Below are 18364 nucleotides of genomic sequence, written 5' to 3'. Positions count from 1 at the left end.
GTATTCTCCTCTGCGTTTTTGTGCGCCGTTCTTATCGGAATGCCGAAAGACGGCATGTACCGCTTAATGGCGGTGCAACGATTTTGATCAGGAGCAACCAGTGGAACAATTGTGAAAATCACCAGCACGGCACATGAAAATTGCGATGTGTATGGCCTGCGCAACGACTTGACTCATGGCGCTGCGGTTTCCTGCACAGGATCGGCGGGCGGGGGCTGCTGGTCCGCCAGCGTGCGGAAGGCCTTCGGGGTGCACCCGTACTCCTCCTTGAACAGCTTGTTGAAATACGAGACGTTGGCATACCCGACCGAGTACGCGATTTCGGCGACGGTCGTCTCGTTTTTCTCGGTGAGCAGCCGTGCCGCCTCGGTCAGGCGCAGCTTGTTCAGGTAACTGGTGAACGTCATGCCGAGTTCCGATTTGAGCACGTCGTTGACCTTGGTGCGGTTCGTCCCCGTGGCGGCGACGACGCCTTCGAGGTCCAGTTCCGGATTCGTGTAATTCGTCGCGATGAACTTCAGCACCGCCGCCTTTTCCTTGTCGCGGTAAGGCTCCAGCGTCAGCTGGCGGTAGGCGACGAGCGGCAGGTCCTTCTTGAGCTGCGTGTCCACGCTCGCGAGCATCGCGCGCGCGTGGCCGCGGAAGAACCACACGCCGAACGCGATCCAGCCCGCCGTCACGAGGCCGGCCAGCCAGTCCAGGTAGCGGTAGTCGCGGCCGCGCAGCGTGATCCAGCTGATCTCGACGCGGGCCGGCACGCCGCGCGGACTCTGCGGCGTCGCGCCGAAGACCATGCGTTCCACGCGGTCGAGCAGGTAATCCTGGCGCGACAGGTCGCGATGCACCGCGTCGAACCACCATGGGGGAATCGTCAGCCGCGTCAGGTCGAGCGTCACCGGCACGCCCGCCTCGTTGCATGAGAAATAGGTCGTGGCGGGCGGATAAGTCAGGTAATTCCCGCGCTGCGACACGTGCTCGTCGAAGTTCGAGACGATGAACATCAGCGAATTGGCGGGCGCGCATTTCGCGACGAACGAGATGGTGTTGTACATCGACAGGTCGGCCTGCAGGGGCCGGCCCTTGCCGTCGCTTGCCAGCAGGTCCGCGGACGCGTTCGGATCCGGATCGGCCGCCGGCAGGTTCAGGTCGAAGCGCAGCTTGTCGCGTGCCTTGGCGTCGACCTGGACCATCGGCGGGTACCACTGCTTCGCCGTGACGCCGACGCGCCAGCGGAGCGCGCCGGCATCGCCGGCCTCCTGCGCCAGCGGCAGCTGCTGCGACAGATAGCTGCGGTCGACGAGCACGATCGCCAGCAGCGCGTCCGCGAGCACGATCAGCATGAACGCGTACAACGCCTTCTTATAAAACTCTTGCATATGGCATGGTGGGTGATTGTCTCCGGCCGTCACCTCTCATGGGGACGTCGCTGGAATCATAACAGCCCACCCACGCCGGATCGCGGTTTCGTCGCCGCGTTGCAGTTACGCAACGGGGCGACGCTCACCCGTCAGGGCGCCGCGCGGGTGCGCAGGGGCTTGCCGTGGACGTCGTACGACGCCGCTTCCAGGCGCACCGTCGTCTCCTGCGCCTTGTCGTCCGCCGCGCTGGCCGCGAGGATGACACGGTAGTCGCCGGCCGCCACGTTCCACCGCTTCGTGGGGGCATCGTAGACGGCCAGCAGGCGCGGATCGATGGTCACGGACGCCTGCGCGGCGGCGCCGGGCTGCACGTCCACCTTCGCGAAGCCGCCGAGGCGCTTCGGCGCTTCCCAGCGCGCGCCGACGGGCGCCACATAGACTTGCGCCACTTCCTTGCCCGCCCGCTTGCCCGTGTTCGCGACGGTGAACGACGCGGTCACGATGCCGTCCCTGGCCGCCGCCTTCAGGCCGGACAGCGTGAAGTCGGTGTAGGACAGGCCGTGCCCGAACGGGAACAGCGGCTTCAGGCCTTTCAGGTCGAACCATTTGTAGCCGACGGCCGCGCCTTCGTGGTAATCGACGTCGAAGCGGCGTTCGTTCCCGTCAAGATAACCGTCCAGCACGGGACGCGGCAGTTGCGCCGTCGACGCCGGGAACGTGGCCGGCAGGTGGCCGGACGGGTTGGCCTCGCCGAACAGGATGCCCGCGATGGCCTCGCCGCCGCTGGTGCCGGGATACCACGCTTCCAGCACCGCGGCCACGTTCGACAGCCACGGCATCACGACGGGACCGCCCGTCTCCAGCACGACCACCGTCCGCGGATTGGCCGCCGCCACGGCCGCGATCAGGTCTTCCTGGCCGGCCGGCAGGGACAGGTCGGGCGCGTCCACGCCCTCGCCCGTCCACTGCGTCGCGAACACGACGACGACGTCGGCCTCGCGCGCCAGCGCGGCCGCCGCGGCGCGGTCGGCGCCGTCGGCATACTTGACCGTCGCGCCGGGCGCGCGCCGGCGGATCGCCTCCAGCGGCGCCGACGGGTAATACATGACGGGACCGGGCCAGGACGTCGGCGCGATGCCCGGCACCGCATTGCCGCCGGCCGGGTACACCAGCGACGAGCCGCCGCCCGCCAGCACGCCCTTGTCCGCGTGGCCGCCGATGACGGCGATCCGCTTCACGGCCGGGGCCAGGGGCAGCGTCCGCGCGGCATTCTTCAGCAGGACCATGCCTTCCTGCGCATCCTTGATCGACACGGCCGCATGCGCCTTGAAGTCGATAGTCTCCGGCGCCGGCGCGACGGGGTGGTCGACGACGCCGTGGTCGAACATCGTGCGCAGGATGCGGCGCGCCATGTCGTCCAGGCGCGCCTGCGGTACCCAGCCGTTCGCGACGGCTTCCTTCAGCGGCGCGCCGAAGTAGTCGGCCAGGTCGAACGGCATGCCGGACTGCTGGTCCAGGCCGGCGTTCGCCGCCGGCACCGTGCTGTGGACGGCGCCCCAGTCCGACATCACCCAGCCCTTGAAGCCCCAGTCGCCCTTCAGCACCTCGGTCAGCAGCCAGCGGTTCTCGCACGAGTAGGCGCCGTTGACGCGGTTATAGGCACACATCACGGCGCCGGGATTGCCCTCCTCGTTCGCGATCTGCAACGCCAGCAGGTCGGACGTCACCGCGGCCTGCTCGGAGATCAGCACGTTCAGCGTCGTGCGGCCCGCCTCCTGGTCGTTCAGCGCGAAGTGTTTCAGCGTGGAGACGACGTGGTTGGACTGGATGCCCCGGATCTGCGCGCCGACCATGCGGCCGGCCAGCAGCGGGTCCTCGCCGCCGTACTCGAAATTGCGCCCGTTGCGCGGATCGCGCATCAGGTTGACGCCGCCCGCCAGCAGCACGTTGAAGCCATAGGCGCGCGCCTCCGCGCCGATCATCGCGCCGCCCGCATAGGCGGTGCCGACGTCCCACGTGGCCGCCGTGTTCAGGCCGGACGGCAGCGCGGTCGCCGGGCGCACGTTCGGGCCGGCCTGGCTGGCCACGCCGAGGCCGGCGTCCGTTTCCCACAAATGCGGGATGCCCAGGCGCGGCACGCCGTAGATGAAACCCGCCGACTGGTCGTGCGACGGCGCCGGGCGCTTCATCTTCTTGCCATCATTGTCCATACCGAAGTAACCGAAGACGAGCTTCAGTTTTTCGTCCTGCGTCATCTCGCGCAGCACGAGGGCGGCCCGCTCGTCCGCCGGAAGCTTCGCATTCATCCATGGCTCGGCGGCGAGCGCGCTGCCGCAGCAGACGGCGGTGGCGCACAGCAGTGCGATCCTGTTCCTGATGGTGGCGAGACGGTCCACGTGCAGCTCCTTGTGCAAAAAAGAGGAGATGGTAGCCGGAACGGCACAGGAAATCGCAGCATCGGCAGAAATCATTGCCGCCATCCGCCATTTTCATAATTGCGCCGTGCGCGCGCCCGTGACGACAATCCCTTTTATTTCAAGGGGTTTTCCATGCGCAAACTGTTGTTGTCTCTGATTTTCCTCGCCGTCGGCGCCCAGGCGCAGACGGCCGTGATTCCGCTCTGGCCGGAGGGCGTGCCGAACGCGAAAGCGAATCCCGGCCCGGAAAAGATCGACGGGACCTTCATCAGCAACGTCTCGCAGCCGTCGCTGACGTATTACCCCGCCGCCGCGGGCCACGCCGCGAAGACCGCGGTCATCATCTGCCCCGGCGGCAGCTACCAGTTCCTGGCGGCCGACCATGAAGGCAAGCAGTACGCGCAATGGTTGTCCAGCCTCGGCGTCGCCGCCTTCGTGCTGAAGTACCGGCTGGCGGACTACGGCCACCCGGCGCCGCTGCAGGACGTGCTGCGCGCGCTGCGTACCGTGCGCGCGCATGCCGCCGACTACGGCGTGGCGCCCGACCATGTCGGCGTGATGGGCAGCTCGGCCGGCGGCCACCTCGCCGCCAGCGCGGCCACGCTGTTCGACGACCCGGCGGGCCGCACGGGCGCCGCGCTGGATGCCGTCAGCGCGCGCCCCGACTTCGCGCTGCTGGTGTACCCGGTGATCACCCTGATGCCGCCGTTCGCGCACGAAGGCTCGCGCTACGCCCTGCTCGGCGCCCATCCAGCGCCGGAACAGGTGAAGGCGATGTCGGTGGAGACCCGCGTTACCGCGCAGACGCCGCCCGTGTTCCTCGTCCACGCGCAGGACGACGGCGCCGTGCCGGTCGAGAACAGCATCCTGTTCTTCCAGGCCCTCACCCGCGCCCACGTGCCGGCCGAGATGCACCTGTTCGAGCGCGGCGGCCACGGCGCCGGCATGGGCGCCGACCACGGCGACTTCTCGCTGTGGCCGAAGCGCGCCGAGGAGTGGCTGCGCGACCGCAAGCTGATCCAATAATCGGCGCATCGGCATTCGGGGTCAGAGCATCGCCGCCGTACGGCGCCAGACTCTGACCCCTACTGCTTAGAACTGCATCCTCAAACCGAGGTTGATGCGGCGGCCGTCGTTTTCCAGCGTGAGGAACTGGCTGTCGTTGTTGGCGTACTCGTGCACCTTGGCGTTCGTCAGGTTGATGGCGTCCAGGTACAGCGACAGTTGCTGGGTCAGGTTGTAGCGCAGGCTCGCATCGGTCTGGCCGTAGGCCGCGCGGTTGCGCGGCAAGGTGCTGCCGCCGCCGCAATCGATGGAGAAGTGATTGCGCCAGTTATAGCTGGCCCGTGCCTGGAACTTGCTGTTCTCGAAGAACAGCGACGCGTTGTACGACTGGCGCGACAGGCCCGGATAACCGCAGGCCACGGGACCCTCGGACGTATCGCGGTTCGCTTCCGCATCCACGTAGGTGTAGTTCGCCGTCACGCCGAAGCCTTCCAGCAGCGGGTGGATCTTGTCGAACGCAAACTGGCCGGCCAGTTCCGCGCCCTTGATCGTGCCCTTCTGGCCGTTGCGGACACGGGTGTCGTGCACGATCTCGTTCGGATACTGGGGCAGCTTCGTGTCCTGCAGCGACGTCTCCAGGAAGTCCGACACCTTCTTCGTGAACAGCGCGGCGCTGACGTAGTTCGTCTTCGACAGGTACCATTCGTACGAGACGTCGAAGTTATTCGAACGCATCGGCTTCAGGTACGGGTTGCCGCCGCCGCTCGTGACATAGCCGGTACGGCCGCCATACGAATTGCTGACGCCCATCTGGTTCAGCGTCGGACGGGTCAGCGTCTTCGACGCGCCGAAGCGCAGCAGCATGTCGGACGTGAGGTCAAACTTCAGGTTGGCGGACGGCAGCCACGCGTTGTAGCTGTTGTCGACCGAATTCGTCTGCATCGGGCCCCAGTTCTGGATATAGGTCGTGTCGTTCGGGCTTTGCACGGCCGACAGCAGGATACGGCTGGTGCCCGAGGACTGCGACTTCACGCGCATGTAGCGCAGGCCCAGGTCGCCGGACCAGCCCTCGCCTTCCCACCTCGACTGGACGAACGCGTTCGCCACCTTCTCGCGCACGGCCCACAGCGACGGCTTCGTGTAGTCGATCGCCATCGGGCCGTTCGGGAAGACCGACTTGTCCGCGTAATGGGCCGGGTCGTTCGATTGCGGGATCAGCGACGGCTGGTTCAGGTAAGCCATGTAGTCGTACGGATCGAAGCTCAGGAAGTTCGCCGGCACGCCGCCGCCGCTGCCGAACGGATTGCCCAGCGGCGTCACGGTGAACAGCGACGACGGCAGCGACACGTGGTAGCCGGAGAACGCGTTCCACGAATCGGAGCTCCACTGGATGTGCTCGACCTTGCGCTGCGAGTACGCGGTACCCATCTGCAGGCCCTTGAACCAGCCCATGTCCGTGCTCCAGGACGCGTTCAGGCGCCCTTCGTGCAGGTCGTCGTGGTTCGAGGCGATGGTGTTCCCGACGGCGTGCGCGCGCACGGCCGACGGATCTGCGATACCGTCGCCGAAGGTCACCGTCGGCGTCGAGCCGAACGTCAGCACGTCGCCGTTCTTCGGCACCATGCCGGCCACGATCCACAGGTCGGGATAGCCGATCGCCGTGCGCGACGACGACAGGTCGGCCTCCAGTTTCCAGTCCGGCGACAGGTTCCACTTCGAATTCAGGCCGTAGGCCAGCGTGGTCGACAGGCGGTCGCCGCCCTTGACGATCATGTCGTTCGAGTTCGCCTCGGTCAGGATGCCCGCCGCGGCCAGGCCCGGGTTGTTGGCGACGAAATTCGAGCCCGGACGGTCGAAACCCGTCACCTGGCCGTTCGCGTCGGTCTTCACGTTCAGCTGGGTCGGATTCATCCAGTCGCTGATGGCGATCACCTTGTTACGCTGGTTCAGGCGCGAATACAGGGCGTCGGCCGTGATCTTCCAGTCGCGCGACGGATTGTATTGCACCGTCGTGTTGGCGACGAGGCGCTTGCGGCTTTCGTCCTCGTTCTGGAAGCCGTAGCTTTGCGGCATGAGCAGCTTCTTCGTCGTGACGTCCGCCGCCGTGAGCCCTTTGGAATTCAGGTTGCCGTTGATCATCTTCACGTCCAGCAGGTTCCAGGCGTCGTTGAGGGCCTTGTACTGGCGCGAGGCACGGTCCGTGTACGACAGCGAGCCGGACACGCCGAAGTTCTTTTCCGCGTTCGCGTACGAGTACAGGGCGCTGAGGTTCGGCGTGTTCTTGCGCGAATTCGAGTCCCACGAATCCGACACGTTGACGACGGTCGAGCTGCCAACCTTGCCGGACAGCGGGCGCGCCGTCTGGATGTCGACCGTCGAACCGATGCCGCCTTCGGGCAGGAACGCCTGCGACGTCTTGTACACGATGGCCTTGGAGATCAGGTCGGACGACAGCACGTCGAACGAGAATTCGCGGCCTCCCGTATCGCTCGTCATCGTGCGGCCGTTGATCAGGACGTTGTTGAATTCCGGGCCCAGGCCGCGCACAGAGATGTAGCGGCCCTCGCCGTTGTTGCGCTGGATCTGCACGCCCGTCACGCGCTGCAGCGATTCGGCGATGTTCGTGTCGGGGAACTTGCCGGCATCCTCGGCCGACACGGCATCGACGACGCCGTCCTGCAGCCGCTTCGTCATCAGCGACGAGCTGAGTGACGCGCGGATGCCGCTGACGACCACCTGCTGCACTTCGCCGCCCGCGGGCTGTGCGGTCGTCGTCTGCGCGCCGGCATAGCCGGCGACGCACAGCTCGGCGATGACCGTCGCGAGTACGGTCTTGCTGATCCGGTTCTTGATCATGTTCTTGTCTCCAATCTCCGTTATTCGAATATGTGGTTGTTTTCTCCGGGGCGGCGGCGACAACGTTGTCACGTCACGACGCTAAAAGGGGTGTCTGTACGCCCGCTGGTTTTATTGTACGGAGCAGTGCGATCGTTACCACTATGGCTTCTTTACGCTCTGGCATGCCAAAAACATATAAGACGATTCGCACTGCATGTGCTTCAGTAGTTGACCGCGTAATCCTTCGGGAACGCGCGGCCTGCAAAGGCCTTCTTCTGCGTCCAGTCCTGGGCAGGGCTCGTCCAGTAGGAGTCCGTCGCCGGCAAGCCCAGCGCGAGCAGGCTTTCGGAGGCGATGTACATGCTGCCGTTGTTCGAATAGATGTCGGCCAGCTCCGGGTGGTGGCCGACGAAGCCGAGGGTCAGGTAGCCGTCTTTGGTGAAATTCGTCGGGTCCGACCACACGGCCTCGTGCACCGCCTGCATGGCCGCCCTGACCTGCCCTTCCGGCAGGCTGGCCGGCAGCTGCTTGCGCCAGCCCAGCAGCGCGAGCGGCTGGAACACGGCCGTGCGGTACGTGAGCGAGCGCCCGATCGGCGGATACGTGCCCGTCGGCGAAATAAAGCGCTCCAGGTGCTCGCCGTAGCGCTGCATCCGCTTCATGGCCTGGACACGCAGGTCCGCCGGCTTGCCGTTCCAGAACGGCGCGTTGTGCCGCTCCAGCACCTCGAGGATCTCGACCAGCATCGGGTACATCACGTACGAGTTGTAGTAATCGAAGTGGAACGTCTCGCCATCCTTGATCCAGCCGTCGCCCACATACCACTCGTTCACCTTGCGGATCGCGACGTTCGTGCGCATCGGGTCCGCCTGCTCGCCCACCGACAGCAGGAACGCCTCGTTCATCGCCGCGAACAGCATCCAGTTGATGTACGGCGGCTCCACGCGGCGCAGGCCCTTGATCTCGGTGACGATGCGCTGCTTCGTCGTGGCGTCGAGCGGATCCCACAAGGCCTTCGGCGCACGCAGCAGCGCGTTCGTGAAATAGGACGAGTCGACCAGCGCCTGGCCATGCTCGCGCCAGGACAGGTAGTCCGGGCTGCTCGGATCCACGGCATGCGCGTACGACTGCAGCGCGAGCTGGCGCAGGCGCGCGCGCAGGCGGCCTTCCGGCGTCGCGTCGTCGGGCAGCGCCAGCCACGGCGCGATGCCCGCGATGAGCCGGCCGAAGCATTCCAGGTACGCGACCTGCGGGCTGCGGCCGTCCCACGTGGGGCTCAGCTCCAGCGCGAAGCGCTTTTTCAGCTCGCCCTTCGCCATCGCTTCCAGGACCGGCTCGGCCATCCGGCGCAGCAGGTTCAGCATCCACTCGCGGTCGTTCCCCGTGCGTGGCGCCGGCGTGGCCGCGTCGGCGCTCTTCAACCCCATCGCACCGGCGGCGGCCGCGAAGCTGCCCATGAAGTGTCGTCGTTTCATGCGTCTCCTTCGTTGATTATTTGTCCACCACCAGGGTATCGCCCACGTAGGCGCGGAAGTGGCGGATGCGTCCCGGCGTGCCGTCCGGTCCCTGGCGCGGCACGTAGCGCAGGCCGGCCACGTCCATGCTACGTCCCAGGTCGATCACGAGGCGGTGCGGGTACGCGGCCTTGTCGGCCGTGATCCAGTAGTCGCTGTTCTGGCCGTTGATGGCATTCAGCGCGCCGCCGTCTTCCTTCGTCGCTTCCTCGCTGTCGACCCAGGCGATGGTCCAGTTGGACTGGTCCAGCGTCTTGCCGTCCTTGTCCAGCAGCGACAGCTCCGCCACGGCCGCGAACGGCTTGCCGTCGAAGGCGTCGAGCGACTCCAGGCAGAACTGGCGGCCTTTCACGGCCGCGGCAAAGCGCACGTCCTGCGTCTGCGAGCCCGGCGCGAATTCGCCTTCGTGCGCCGGTTTGACGCCATCCAGCTGCACGCGCGCGGTGCTGGGAGGGCGCGGGAAATCGCGCTCGCGATGCAGCTGGTCGAGGATCGGCGTCGTGAGACCCGCGATCGTCGGCGTGCCCTGCCCGCGCGGCCCCGTCAGGTCCAGCACGACGACCTCGTTGCGGCCCTTGCGGATCCACGGTCCCGGCAGGTACATCGTCTGCGTGGGGCCGATGCTCCAGAACCTGCCGAGGCAGCGGCCGTTGATCCAGACGACGCCCTGGCCCCACGCGGACATGTCGAGGAACGTGTCCTCCGTGCGCGCCGCGTCGAAGCCGCCGCGGTAGAACGCGCCGCCCTTGCCGCGGCCCTTCCTGAACGCCAGCTTCGGCAGCACGCCGTCCGCGTCGAAATCGAGCGCGCGGATTTCCCAGTGTTCCAGCGGCTGCGCACTGCCGCCTTTCGGCGTGAACGTGACCGGACCATGAATGCCCTTGCGGTCATGGACCTCGGGGCCGAAGTTCACACGCGCGATCGTGTACAGCAGGATGTCCAGCGTCGCCGGCTTGCTGCGCGCGGGCACGTCGACCTTGTAGCGGCGGTAGCGCGTGTCGAAGGTGCCGAGCTGCTTGCCGTCGAGCGTGATCCACGCCAGGTCGCGCGCACGGGCCACTTCCACGACGCCCGCGGGGCCGGCCGGCAGGGTCACGCGATACGAAACGAGGCCGCGGCTGATGTCGTACTGCTCGATCGGCCGCGGCGAGACGTCCTTGATGACGCGCGCCGGCAGCGCGGACTTCACGGGCACGGATTCGGCCAGCGCGAACGGGGAAATCGTCATCGTCGCCATGCGCGGCGGCGGCTCCGGCAGCTTTTCGCCCGGCGCCAGGAACGGCGTCATCGCCGCGCGGTACGCGTCGAACTTTTCGCCGATCCAGCCCGCCTCGCTGATCGGCGCATCGTAGTCATAGCTCGTCGTATCGGGCCGGAACGGGCGGTCGCAGCCGCCCCACAGGCCGAACGTCGTGCCGCCGTGCGCCATGTACAGGCTGAACGACCCATTCGCCTTCAGCATCGCGGCGATGTCCTTCGTCGCCCCTTCCACGCCGCCGCGGCGGTGCGGCGATCCCCACGTGTCGAACCAGCCGGAGTAGTACTCGCCGCACATGCGCGGACCCTTCTGCACGGCGTCCAGCGCCTTGAAGCCGGCGGCCGGGTCGCTGCCGAAGTTCGCCACCGAGAAAAGTTCCGGAATGTGCGTACGCGCGACGGCGTTCGTCGGATTGCACTGGAACAGCGGCACGTCGAAGCCCGCATCCAGCAGCGCCTGGCGCAGCACGCGCAGATAGCCCACGTCGTCGCCGTAGAAGCCGTACTCGTTCTCGACCTGCACCATCAGGATCGGACCACCGTGCGTGACCTGCTGCGGGCCGAGCACGCGCCCCACCTCCTTCAGCCAGCGCCGCGCCGGCGCCAGATACGCCTCGTCACGCGTGCGCAGGAACGCGTCGCCGTCGTGCTTCAGCAGCCACCACGGCAGGCCGCCCATCTCCCACTCCGCACAGGCGTACGGACCGGGACGCAGGATCACCCACAGGCCTTCCTGCTGCGCGAGCCGGCAGAACTCCGCGGCGTCGCGCTGGGCGGCCCAGTCGTAGCGGCCCTCGCGCCATTCGTGGTAGTTCCAGAACAGGTAGGCGCACACCGTATTGAGGCCCATCGCCTTGATGGTCTTCAGGCGGTGCGCCCAGTACTCGCGCGGCACGCGGGCGAAGTGCATCTCGCCGCAGCGGATCTGGATCGGCTTCCCGTCCAGCAGGAAGTCGTGGTCGCCGATCGCGAAGCGCCGGGAGGCGGCCGCGTGCAGGGTACCCGTGAAAGGCAGCAGGGCCGCGCCCTGCAGCAGGCGGCGGCGTTGGAAACTGATGGTCATGTGGTCGTCGATCGTAAAAATTAGAGCTTGCCGCGCAGGCCGAACTTGATGGTGCGGCCGTCATACTTCGCATAGTCCATGCGGGTGCGGTGGCCGTCGCCGTACTGGCCCGTCGCATCCTCGAAGTAATCGTACGACAGCGTGTTGGTCAGGTTCAGCGCGTCGAGACGCAGTTCCAGGTTCTCGGTCAGCTTGTAGCTGATGGTGCCGTCCAGGTAACCGCGGGCGGCGCGCCAGCGAATCAGGTCGTCGCCATTGTTCTTCGGATTGTCGCCGTGCAGCGAACGGCCCTTGTAGTTGTACGACAGGCGCATCGCCAGGGGGCCGCGCTCGTAGTAGGTCGTGAAGCTGTACGCGTACTTCGGCACCGAGTTGACTTCGATTTCCTTGCCCGCGTTCGTGATCCACTTCTGGCTGTTGAACGGGTCGATGTGCGTGTAGCTGGCCAGCGCGCCCAGGCCCTTGAACGGATCGGGCAAGAAGTTGAAGTCCTGCTGGTACGCGAGCTCGTAGCCTTTCAACGTCTGCTGGCCGGCATTGCCGTAGGTGCGCAACGTCATCGGCAGGTTCGGATCGACGTGGCCGTTCTTGTCCTGGAAGATCGCGCCCAGCGCCGTATCCGGCAGGCCCAGTGCGCCGAACGTGGTCTGCGTCGTGCTCGACACGGTGGCGTCGGTCAGCTCCTTCTTGAAGTACGCGGCCGACAGCAGGCTGCCCGGCTTGAAGTACCACTCCAGGCTCGTGTCGAGGTTCTTCGACTGCTGCGGCTTCAGGTTCGGATTGCCCGCGGTGGCCGTGTTGTCGAACGGATTCGGGATGACGGTCTGCGCGGCGATGATCGACAGCGACGCGCGGCTGATCGTCTTGCCGTACGACGCGCGCCAGATCAGGTCTTCCGTCAGGTCGTACGCGGCGCTGACGGCCGGCAGCACGTTCGTGTACTTGCCGTGTTCCTGGTTCGGCAGGTAGGCGCCGCCCGTGCCCGACTTCTTGTAGTTGTCGATGCCCAGCTTCGTCTGCGCCCAGCGCACGCCGGCGTTGATGCGCAGTTCGCGGGCGAGCACTTCGCCCTTGAAGTCGGACTGCACGAAGCCGGTGGTGACCTTCTCTTCCGCGCCGAAGCTTTGCGCCGGCGTGAAGGCGGCAGGCGTGTTGTAGGCCAGCGGATCGTACGTGGAATACGTGTAGCTGCGCGTGAACGTGCCGAATTGATGCGGCCAGCCGTCGCCCATGTCCAGGTTCGAGATCGGCAGGGCCGACACCATGTTGCTGCGCAGGCCCGCGTCGCCGAACGATTTCAGCTTGGCCACCATGGCGGTCGTGCCGTTGCGCTTCTCGATCGTCTTCGTCGTGTCGACGTACACGAGGCCGCCCTTGAAGTGGCCCGTCCAGCCGCCCCACAGGTCGTAGTCCTGGTCCAGCACGAGGCGCGCCTGGCGGCCCTTGTCCGTCTCGCGCGTCCAGCCGGTGTTGATGTCGAAGCCCGTGAAGTTGGCGGGGTTCGTGTAGTCGACGTTCGACGACATCGACGGGTACACGTGGTCCGAACCGTAGTCGATGGTGGAATCGACGCCGAAGATCTGGCCCGACAGCGTGTCCTGGTAGCTCTTCGCGTCGCTGTTGTTCGCGGACAGCTGGCCGGTCAGCACGGTGCCCTTCTTCACTTCCCAGCGGCCGTTCAGGGCGAGGTAGCCGAACTTCGTCTTGTCCTCGCCGTACGTGACGCCGCTGCTGTACGACGTATTGCCGAAGGTGCCCGTCAACAGGTTCGACGCCGGGTCGATGTGCACGTCCAGCGGCACCAGCCCGTTGTGGCCCGCCTGGCCGGCCGGCGCGTCGCGGTTCGTCGTCTTGCTGTTGCGGATCAGGATGCCGTAATACAGTTCGTCGCGGCTGTTCTTCAGTTGCGAAGCGAGGCCGTCCAGGCTGATATTCAGGCCACCTTCCTTGTACTGCAGCGACGTCACGAGGCCGTCGCGCGTGCGGCGGTTCTGCGAGCCGTAGAAGCGGTAGATACGGGGCAGCAGCGCGTTGTCGACCTGGTCGCGGGTATAGCCGGACAGGTTCGCGCGCGGATCGTCGTAGTCCAGCTGCAGCGCGAAGTTGCCCAGCACGGGCGATGCGCTGCCGCGGCGCGAGCTGTTGTAGCCGCCCGTGGCCTCGAAGCCGGAGCGGTTGTTGACGGCCTTCGAGTGCGACGCGCCGGCGAGGAAGCCCCAGTTGCCCCACGTGTTCGAATACAGCGCGAACAGGTTCGGATCGGTCTTCTCCGACATCGTGTTGTAGGCGGCCGACACGCCGTAGCGGACGGTGCGCTTCGGATTGTCGAACGGGCGCGGCGTCTGCAGGTCGACGACGCCGCCCATGCCGCCTTCCGGCAGTTCGGCCAGCGGGGATTTGTAGAAGTCGACGCGGCCGAACAGTTCGGATGCGAACACGTCGTAGTTGAAGCCGCGCGCCGCGCTGCCGATCGTGCTCGTCGACGTCGTGTTGACCGGCGCGCCGTTCAGCGTGGTCACCGTGTATTCGGTCGGCAGGCCGCGGATCGAGATGCGCTGTCCTTCCGCCGAGCTTTCGTCGCGGTTCAGGATCACGCCGGGCACGCGCTGCAGCGACTCGGCCACGTTCGCCTCGGGGAATTTACCGATGTCCTCGGCGACGATCGAATCGCGCACGCCGATGGCCTGCTGCTTCAGGTTCAGCGCCTTCTGCAGGCTGGAACGGAAGCCCGTCACGACGACGGTGGTCGCGGCGGGCGCGTCGGCCGGCGGCGGTGCCGGCTCGGCGGTCGGAACGGTCGTGGGTGCGGCCGGTGCGGACGCATCCTGTGCCAGGGCCTGGTTCCCATAGGCGGCGGCCAGCGCCACCGGCAGCAGCGTGGCGAGCAACTTCTTGTTCATCTTGTCTCCATTCTTGTGTCGTTATTGGAACATGGGTGCCGGTCTGGGGCACGACTAACGGTGGTCTTTACGCCGGCTGGTGGTCACGTTACCACAAGCGATTATTAAAGAGCAATAGTGCGCTCACGAATCAAATCATCGAACAAGTCATTGTTTTTAAAGGATATACAGCACAGTTTTGACAGATTTTGTGTCGCACAACCACGACAGGCATGCCAAACGGTCATACCTTTGACGAATTTTGTGATGTACGTTGTCTCATTTTTCCGTCAGACTTCGACCCATGCGTAAAGTCAGCAAACTCAGTGAAGTCGCCCGGCTCGCGGGCGTGGCCCCGATCACGGCATCGCGCGCGATCCGCGGCGCAGGTTATGTGTCGGCCGAGACGCGCGAGCGCATCATGGCCGCGGCCGCCCAATTGCATTACACGCCCGATCCGCTGGCGCGCCGCATGCGCGGGGACCGCAGCCGGCTGCTCGGCGTGTTCGTCAACAATTACGGCCCCGTCGTGCTGCACGAGATCATCCGCGCGTTGAGCACGCACGCGCGCGCCCAGGGCTACGACCTGCTGCTGTTCAACGCGGAACGCTTCGACAGTCCGGACCGCATGGCGACGTGCGACCTGCTGGGCAAGCTGTGCGACGGGTTGATGGTCGTGATGCCCGGTGCGGACGACCGCTTCCTGGACGCCATCGAGCGCCAGCAGGTGGCCAGCGTCGTGATCTGCTTCGATGCGCGTCCCCTCGCGGTGCCCGTCGTGGCGGCGGAAAACCGCCTCGGCGCGCGCGTGGCCGTGAACCACCTGCTGGAGCTGGGCCACCGCCGCATCGCCTATATTGCCGGCAATCCGGGCACAGGGCAGAGCGCCGAGCGCGAACGGGGCTACGTCGATGCGCTGCAGGCGGCCGGCATTGCGGCCGACCCGGCGCTCGTCGTCAACGGCGCGTTCGTGCAGCCGGGCGGCTATGCGGCGACGGAACAGCTGCTCGCCCTCCCCGTCCCGCCGACCGCCATCTTCGCCGCGAACGACGAGATGGCGTTCGGCGCCATCGACGCCATCAACAGCCGCGGCTTGAAGGTCCCGCACGACATCTCCGTGATCGGCTTCGACGACATCCCGACCGCCAGCTGCGTGTTCCCGAAGCTGACGACGATGCACCAGCCGTTCGATACGATCGCCGCCTATGCCGTGCGCGAAGTGGTGGGCATGATCGCGGGCCAGATGACCGGCCCCGCGCGCATCGCCTTCCCCGCCAGGCTCACCGTGCGCGATTCGACGGGACCGGCGCCGCAGGCGGCGTCTATGCCGACGACGCCGCGCCGACCCGCCCGCGCGCGGCGCGTGCCAGTGTCCGGAACATGACCAGGCTGGTCCCCGCCAGCAGGCCGCCGACGAGCAGGGTCAGGCCGTAGAAGTGGCCCGTCGCGTCGAGCAGGGGACCGAGCAGGAAGCTCAGCACGATGTTGGACGTGGAGAACAGGAAGCGCTTGGCGCCGTCGAACTGCAGGAAGCGGGCGCGCGGGAACAGCACCATCGGCAGCGAGGCGGACGCCGTGTAATACGTGCCCGCCACGACCGCATGCAGCACGTAGACGATCGCGAAGCTCTGCAGGTCGTGCACGGCGAGGAAGCCGCCGGCGCCCACGCACAGGTACAGCCCCATCGCCCACACCGTCACGCTCGCGGCGCTGTAGCGGTCGACGAGCCAGCCGATCACGGACGACAGCCCGATCGACAAGGTGTACGACAGGGCGAGCAGGCGGCCGAGGGTGGCCTTGTCCATGCCGATCGATTCCGCGTACAGCTGCGAGAACGTATTGAACGGCATGAACGTCAGCTCGGACGCCGTCAGGGCGAAGAACACGAGCAGGAAGTAGCGGTCCGACAGGCATTCGCGCCAATACGCGCGGCCCATCGCGCGCCACGTCACGGCATCCTGGCCATCCACCGACGGCGGGCCATACTCTCCCTCCTTGAGGCGCAGGCACATGAGCATGACGGCGACGCCGAAGAACAGGCCGATGCCGAGGAAGACTTCGCGCAGATGGTGTTCGGTCAGGCGGAAGAACCACAGGTTGAACAGGATGCCGGCGACGAGGCTGACGATGCGAAACGCCGCGTAGAATCGTCCGAGCACGGGGCGCGGCACGATGTCGTTGACGAGCCCCGCGTACAGCGCAAGCGTGACGAGCGCGACGCCTTCGAACACGGTCCAGAACAGGCAGAACCACGCGAGCACGCACGCATCCACGCCGGGCGACAGCGTCCCGAGCACCTGGTCGGTCACGCGGCCGAACGTGGCGCAGTTGCCGAGCGCGATCAGCACGAGCGCGGCGACGGGCGTGATCCCCATCAGGAACGGCAGGCGCCTGCCCCAGCGGCTGCGGAAACGGTCGGAGCGGAAGCCGACGATGGGGACGAGCACGGCGCCCAGCAGCGCCGGCAGCGCGGACACGAGCACCGCGATCATCGTATCGCTGGCGTGGTGCTGGCGCAGCAGTTCCATGACGCCCGGGATGGCCGAGCGGTCGCGGAAAGCGATGGCGAACTCGCCGAACAGCAGCCAGAACATGACGATGGCGAGGCCCGCCGTCGTATAACGCAACGTACCGACGGCGTGGGCGCTTTTGTCTTCCAACATGGACGCGTTTCCCACTAACAAGAGCTAAAGCATCGCCGCAGCTTAAAAAAAGCGCAAGCTTTTAATTTCCCAAAACCGGGGTCTGACCCCGGTTTTGGGAAATTGGCAAAAAAAAAGACCTGCCATCCCTGGGCAGGCCGAACACGGGCACGGTGGCCCGCGAAGGAGAGAAATCAGTGGGTCAGTTTCGCCATTTCGGACGCGACCAGCAGCACCGCGCCCACGCCGAAATGCGCCGTCGAGTTGCGGTCCACCACCTGGCCGGGAATCGCGCGGTCGCCGATCGGCTGTACGTAGCCGACCTTGCCGTCGGCCTGGATCGCGGTGCGGGTCAGGTAGTCCCAGCCCTTCGCCGCCACCGGCAGGTACGTGCCGCGGTCCAGCAGACCGTTGTTGATACCCCACAGCATGCCGTAGGTGAAGAACGCGGTGCCGCTCGTTTCCGGGCCCGGCGCGTGGGCCGGGTCGAGCAGGCTCCGCGTCCAGTAACCCTCCGGCGCCTGGATGCCTTTCAGCGTCTGCGCCATCGCGCGGAAGCGCTCCTCGAACATCGGGCGGTACGGATCGTCGCGCGGCAGGTCCGCGAGCACCTTGGCCAGCGCGGCGAACACCCAGCCGTCGCCGCGCGCCCAGAAGTCCTTCTTGCCGTTCACGCTCTGGTGCTGCGGGTAGACGTAGCGCGCGTCGCGGTAGTACAAATGCGTCTCGGGGTCGTACATCAGGCTGTTCGCGTACTCGAAATACGCGACCATCTTGTCGAGATAGCGCCGGTCGCCCGTCAGGTGGTACATCTTCGTCATCACGGGCATGACCATGTACAGGCCGTCCGCCCACCACCAGTAGTCGACGCGGTCCGTGCCGATCTCGTGGCCCATCACCTCGCGCGCGCGCGCGATGCGGCGCGGGTCCTGCGGGCCGAGGCGGTACAGGTCGATATAGCTCTGGAAGCAGACCTGCCAGTCGCCGAACAGCACGTGGTCGTCCGTCTCGCCGTACGTGAGCTTCCACTCGGCCTTGTTGTCGGACTTGGCGCCCTTCCAGCCGTTGTACTCGGCCCACCGTTCGGAATACTGGCGGTACGCTTCGTTGTGCGTGACCTCGTAGGCCGCCAGGTTGCCCGTGTGGTAGACGGCCACGTTCCAGAACGACCATTCCGTCGGCGGCGTCGTGCGCTGCCAGTAGCCGTTCACCTTGTCGATGACGGCGAGCGCTTCGGCCCGCGTCGGGATCGTGGTGCGCGCCTCGTGTGCCGGGGCGGTGGCGCGCTTTGCGCTCATGCCTGCGCTCATGTCCACGCAGCCGGCCAGCAGGAGCATGCCGCCCGCCAGGATGGCCGCCATCGTTCGCTTCTTCATGTGAATCCTTCAGGT

General features: G+C 66.4%; 10 protein-coding genes. 2 read left to right on the top strand and 8 right to left on the bottom strand.

Features of this window, described 5'->3' with window-relative positions; all coding sequences use genetic code 11:
- Positions 1-173 precede the first annotated feature (173 nt).
- Together ASD28_RS07200 and ASD28_RS07195 are read right to left on the bottom strand one after the other, a co-directional pair.
- Positions 174-1376 (bottom strand): AraC family transcriptional regulator, encoded by a 1203-nt coding sequence (locus ASD28_RS07200; RefSeq protein WP_056125816.1) that lies wholly within the window; start codon positions 1374-1376, stop codon positions 174-176.
- A 131-nt stretch (positions 1377-1507) separates the two neighbouring features.
- Positions 1508-3754 carry a glycoside hydrolase family 3 C-terminal domain-containing protein gene (locus ASD28_RS07195; RefSeq protein ID WP_056125815.1) on the bottom strand — a complete coding sequence of 749 codons (2247 nt, stop codon included), beginning with the start codon at positions 3752-3754 and terminating at the stop codon, positions 1508-1510.
- Positions 3755-3907: 153 nt separating this feature from the next.
- Here ASD28_RS07195 and ASD28_RS07190 point away from each other — a divergent pair, with 153 nt between their 5' ends.
- Complete coding sequence (locus ASD28_RS07190) at positions 3908-4801, top strand: alpha/beta hydrolase (protein WP_056125813.1); 894 nt, start codon at positions 3908-3910, stop codon at positions 4799-4801.
- 66 nt (positions 4802-4867) lie between these two features.
- Here the strand turns inward: ASD28_RS07190 and ASD28_RS07185 are convergent, their stop codons facing one another.
- From ASD28_RS07185 to ASD28_RS07170, 4 genes are all read right to left on the bottom strand, one after another.
- Positions 4868-7636: a TonB-dependent receptor gene (locus ASD28_RS07185; protein WP_056125811.1), complete on the bottom strand. Its 2769-nt coding sequence runs from the start codon at positions 7634-7636 to the stop codon at positions 4868-4870.
- A gap of 203 nt (positions 7637-7839) precedes the next feature.
- Entirely contained in the window at positions 7840-9093 is a 1254-nt protein-coding gene (locus tag ASD28_RS07180) for a DUF2264 domain-containing protein (RefSeq protein WP_056125810.1), read from the bottom strand.
- A gap of 16 nt (positions 9094-9109) precedes the next feature.
- Positions 9110-11452 carry a beta-galactosidase gene (locus ASD28_RS07175; protein ID WP_056125807.1) on the bottom strand — a complete coding sequence of 781 codons (2343 nt, stop codon included), beginning with the start codon at positions 11450-11452 and terminating at the stop codon, positions 9110-9112.
- Between the two features lie 20 nt (positions 11453-11472).
- Positions 11473-14352 (bottom strand): TonB-dependent receptor, encoded by a 2880-nt coding sequence (locus tag ASD28_RS07170; RefSeq protein ID WP_056125805.1) that lies wholly within the window; start codon positions 14350-14352, stop codon positions 11473-11475.
- A 283-nt stretch (positions 14353-14635) separates the two neighbouring features.
- Between ASD28_RS07170 and ASD28_RS07165 the strand changes: the two genes are divergently transcribed.
- Positions 14636-15715 (top strand): LacI family DNA-binding transcriptional regulator, encoded by a 1080-nt coding sequence (locus tag ASD28_RS07165; protein ID WP_056125803.1) that lies wholly within the window; start codon positions 14636-14638, stop codon positions 15713-15715.
- Here ASD28_RS07165 and ASD28_RS07160 read toward each other — a convergent pair.
- Together ASD28_RS07160 and ASD28_RS07155 are read right to left on the bottom strand one after the other, a co-directional pair.
- Positions 15654-16994, bottom strand: coding sequence for an MFS transporter (locus ASD28_RS07160; protein WP_056125802.1), 1341 nt, complete (start codon positions 16992-16994; stop codon positions 15654-15656). The genes ASD28_RS07165 and ASD28_RS07160 overlap by 62 nt on opposite strands.
- Positions 16995-17167: 173 nt before the next feature.
- Complete coding sequence (locus ASD28_RS07155; protein WP_229412105.1) at positions 17168-18349, bottom strand: glycoside hydrolase family 88 protein; 1182 nt, start codon at positions 18347-18349, stop codon at positions 17168-17170.
- Positions 18350-18364 lie beyond the last annotated feature (15 nt).

The organism is Massilia sp. Root133, from assembly GCF_001426525.1.
Lineage (GTDB): Bacteria > Pseudomonadota > Gammaproteobacteria > Burkholderiales > Burkholderiaceae_D > Telluria > Telluria orientalis.
This window is presented reverse-complemented; position numbering and strand designations above follow the sequence as displayed.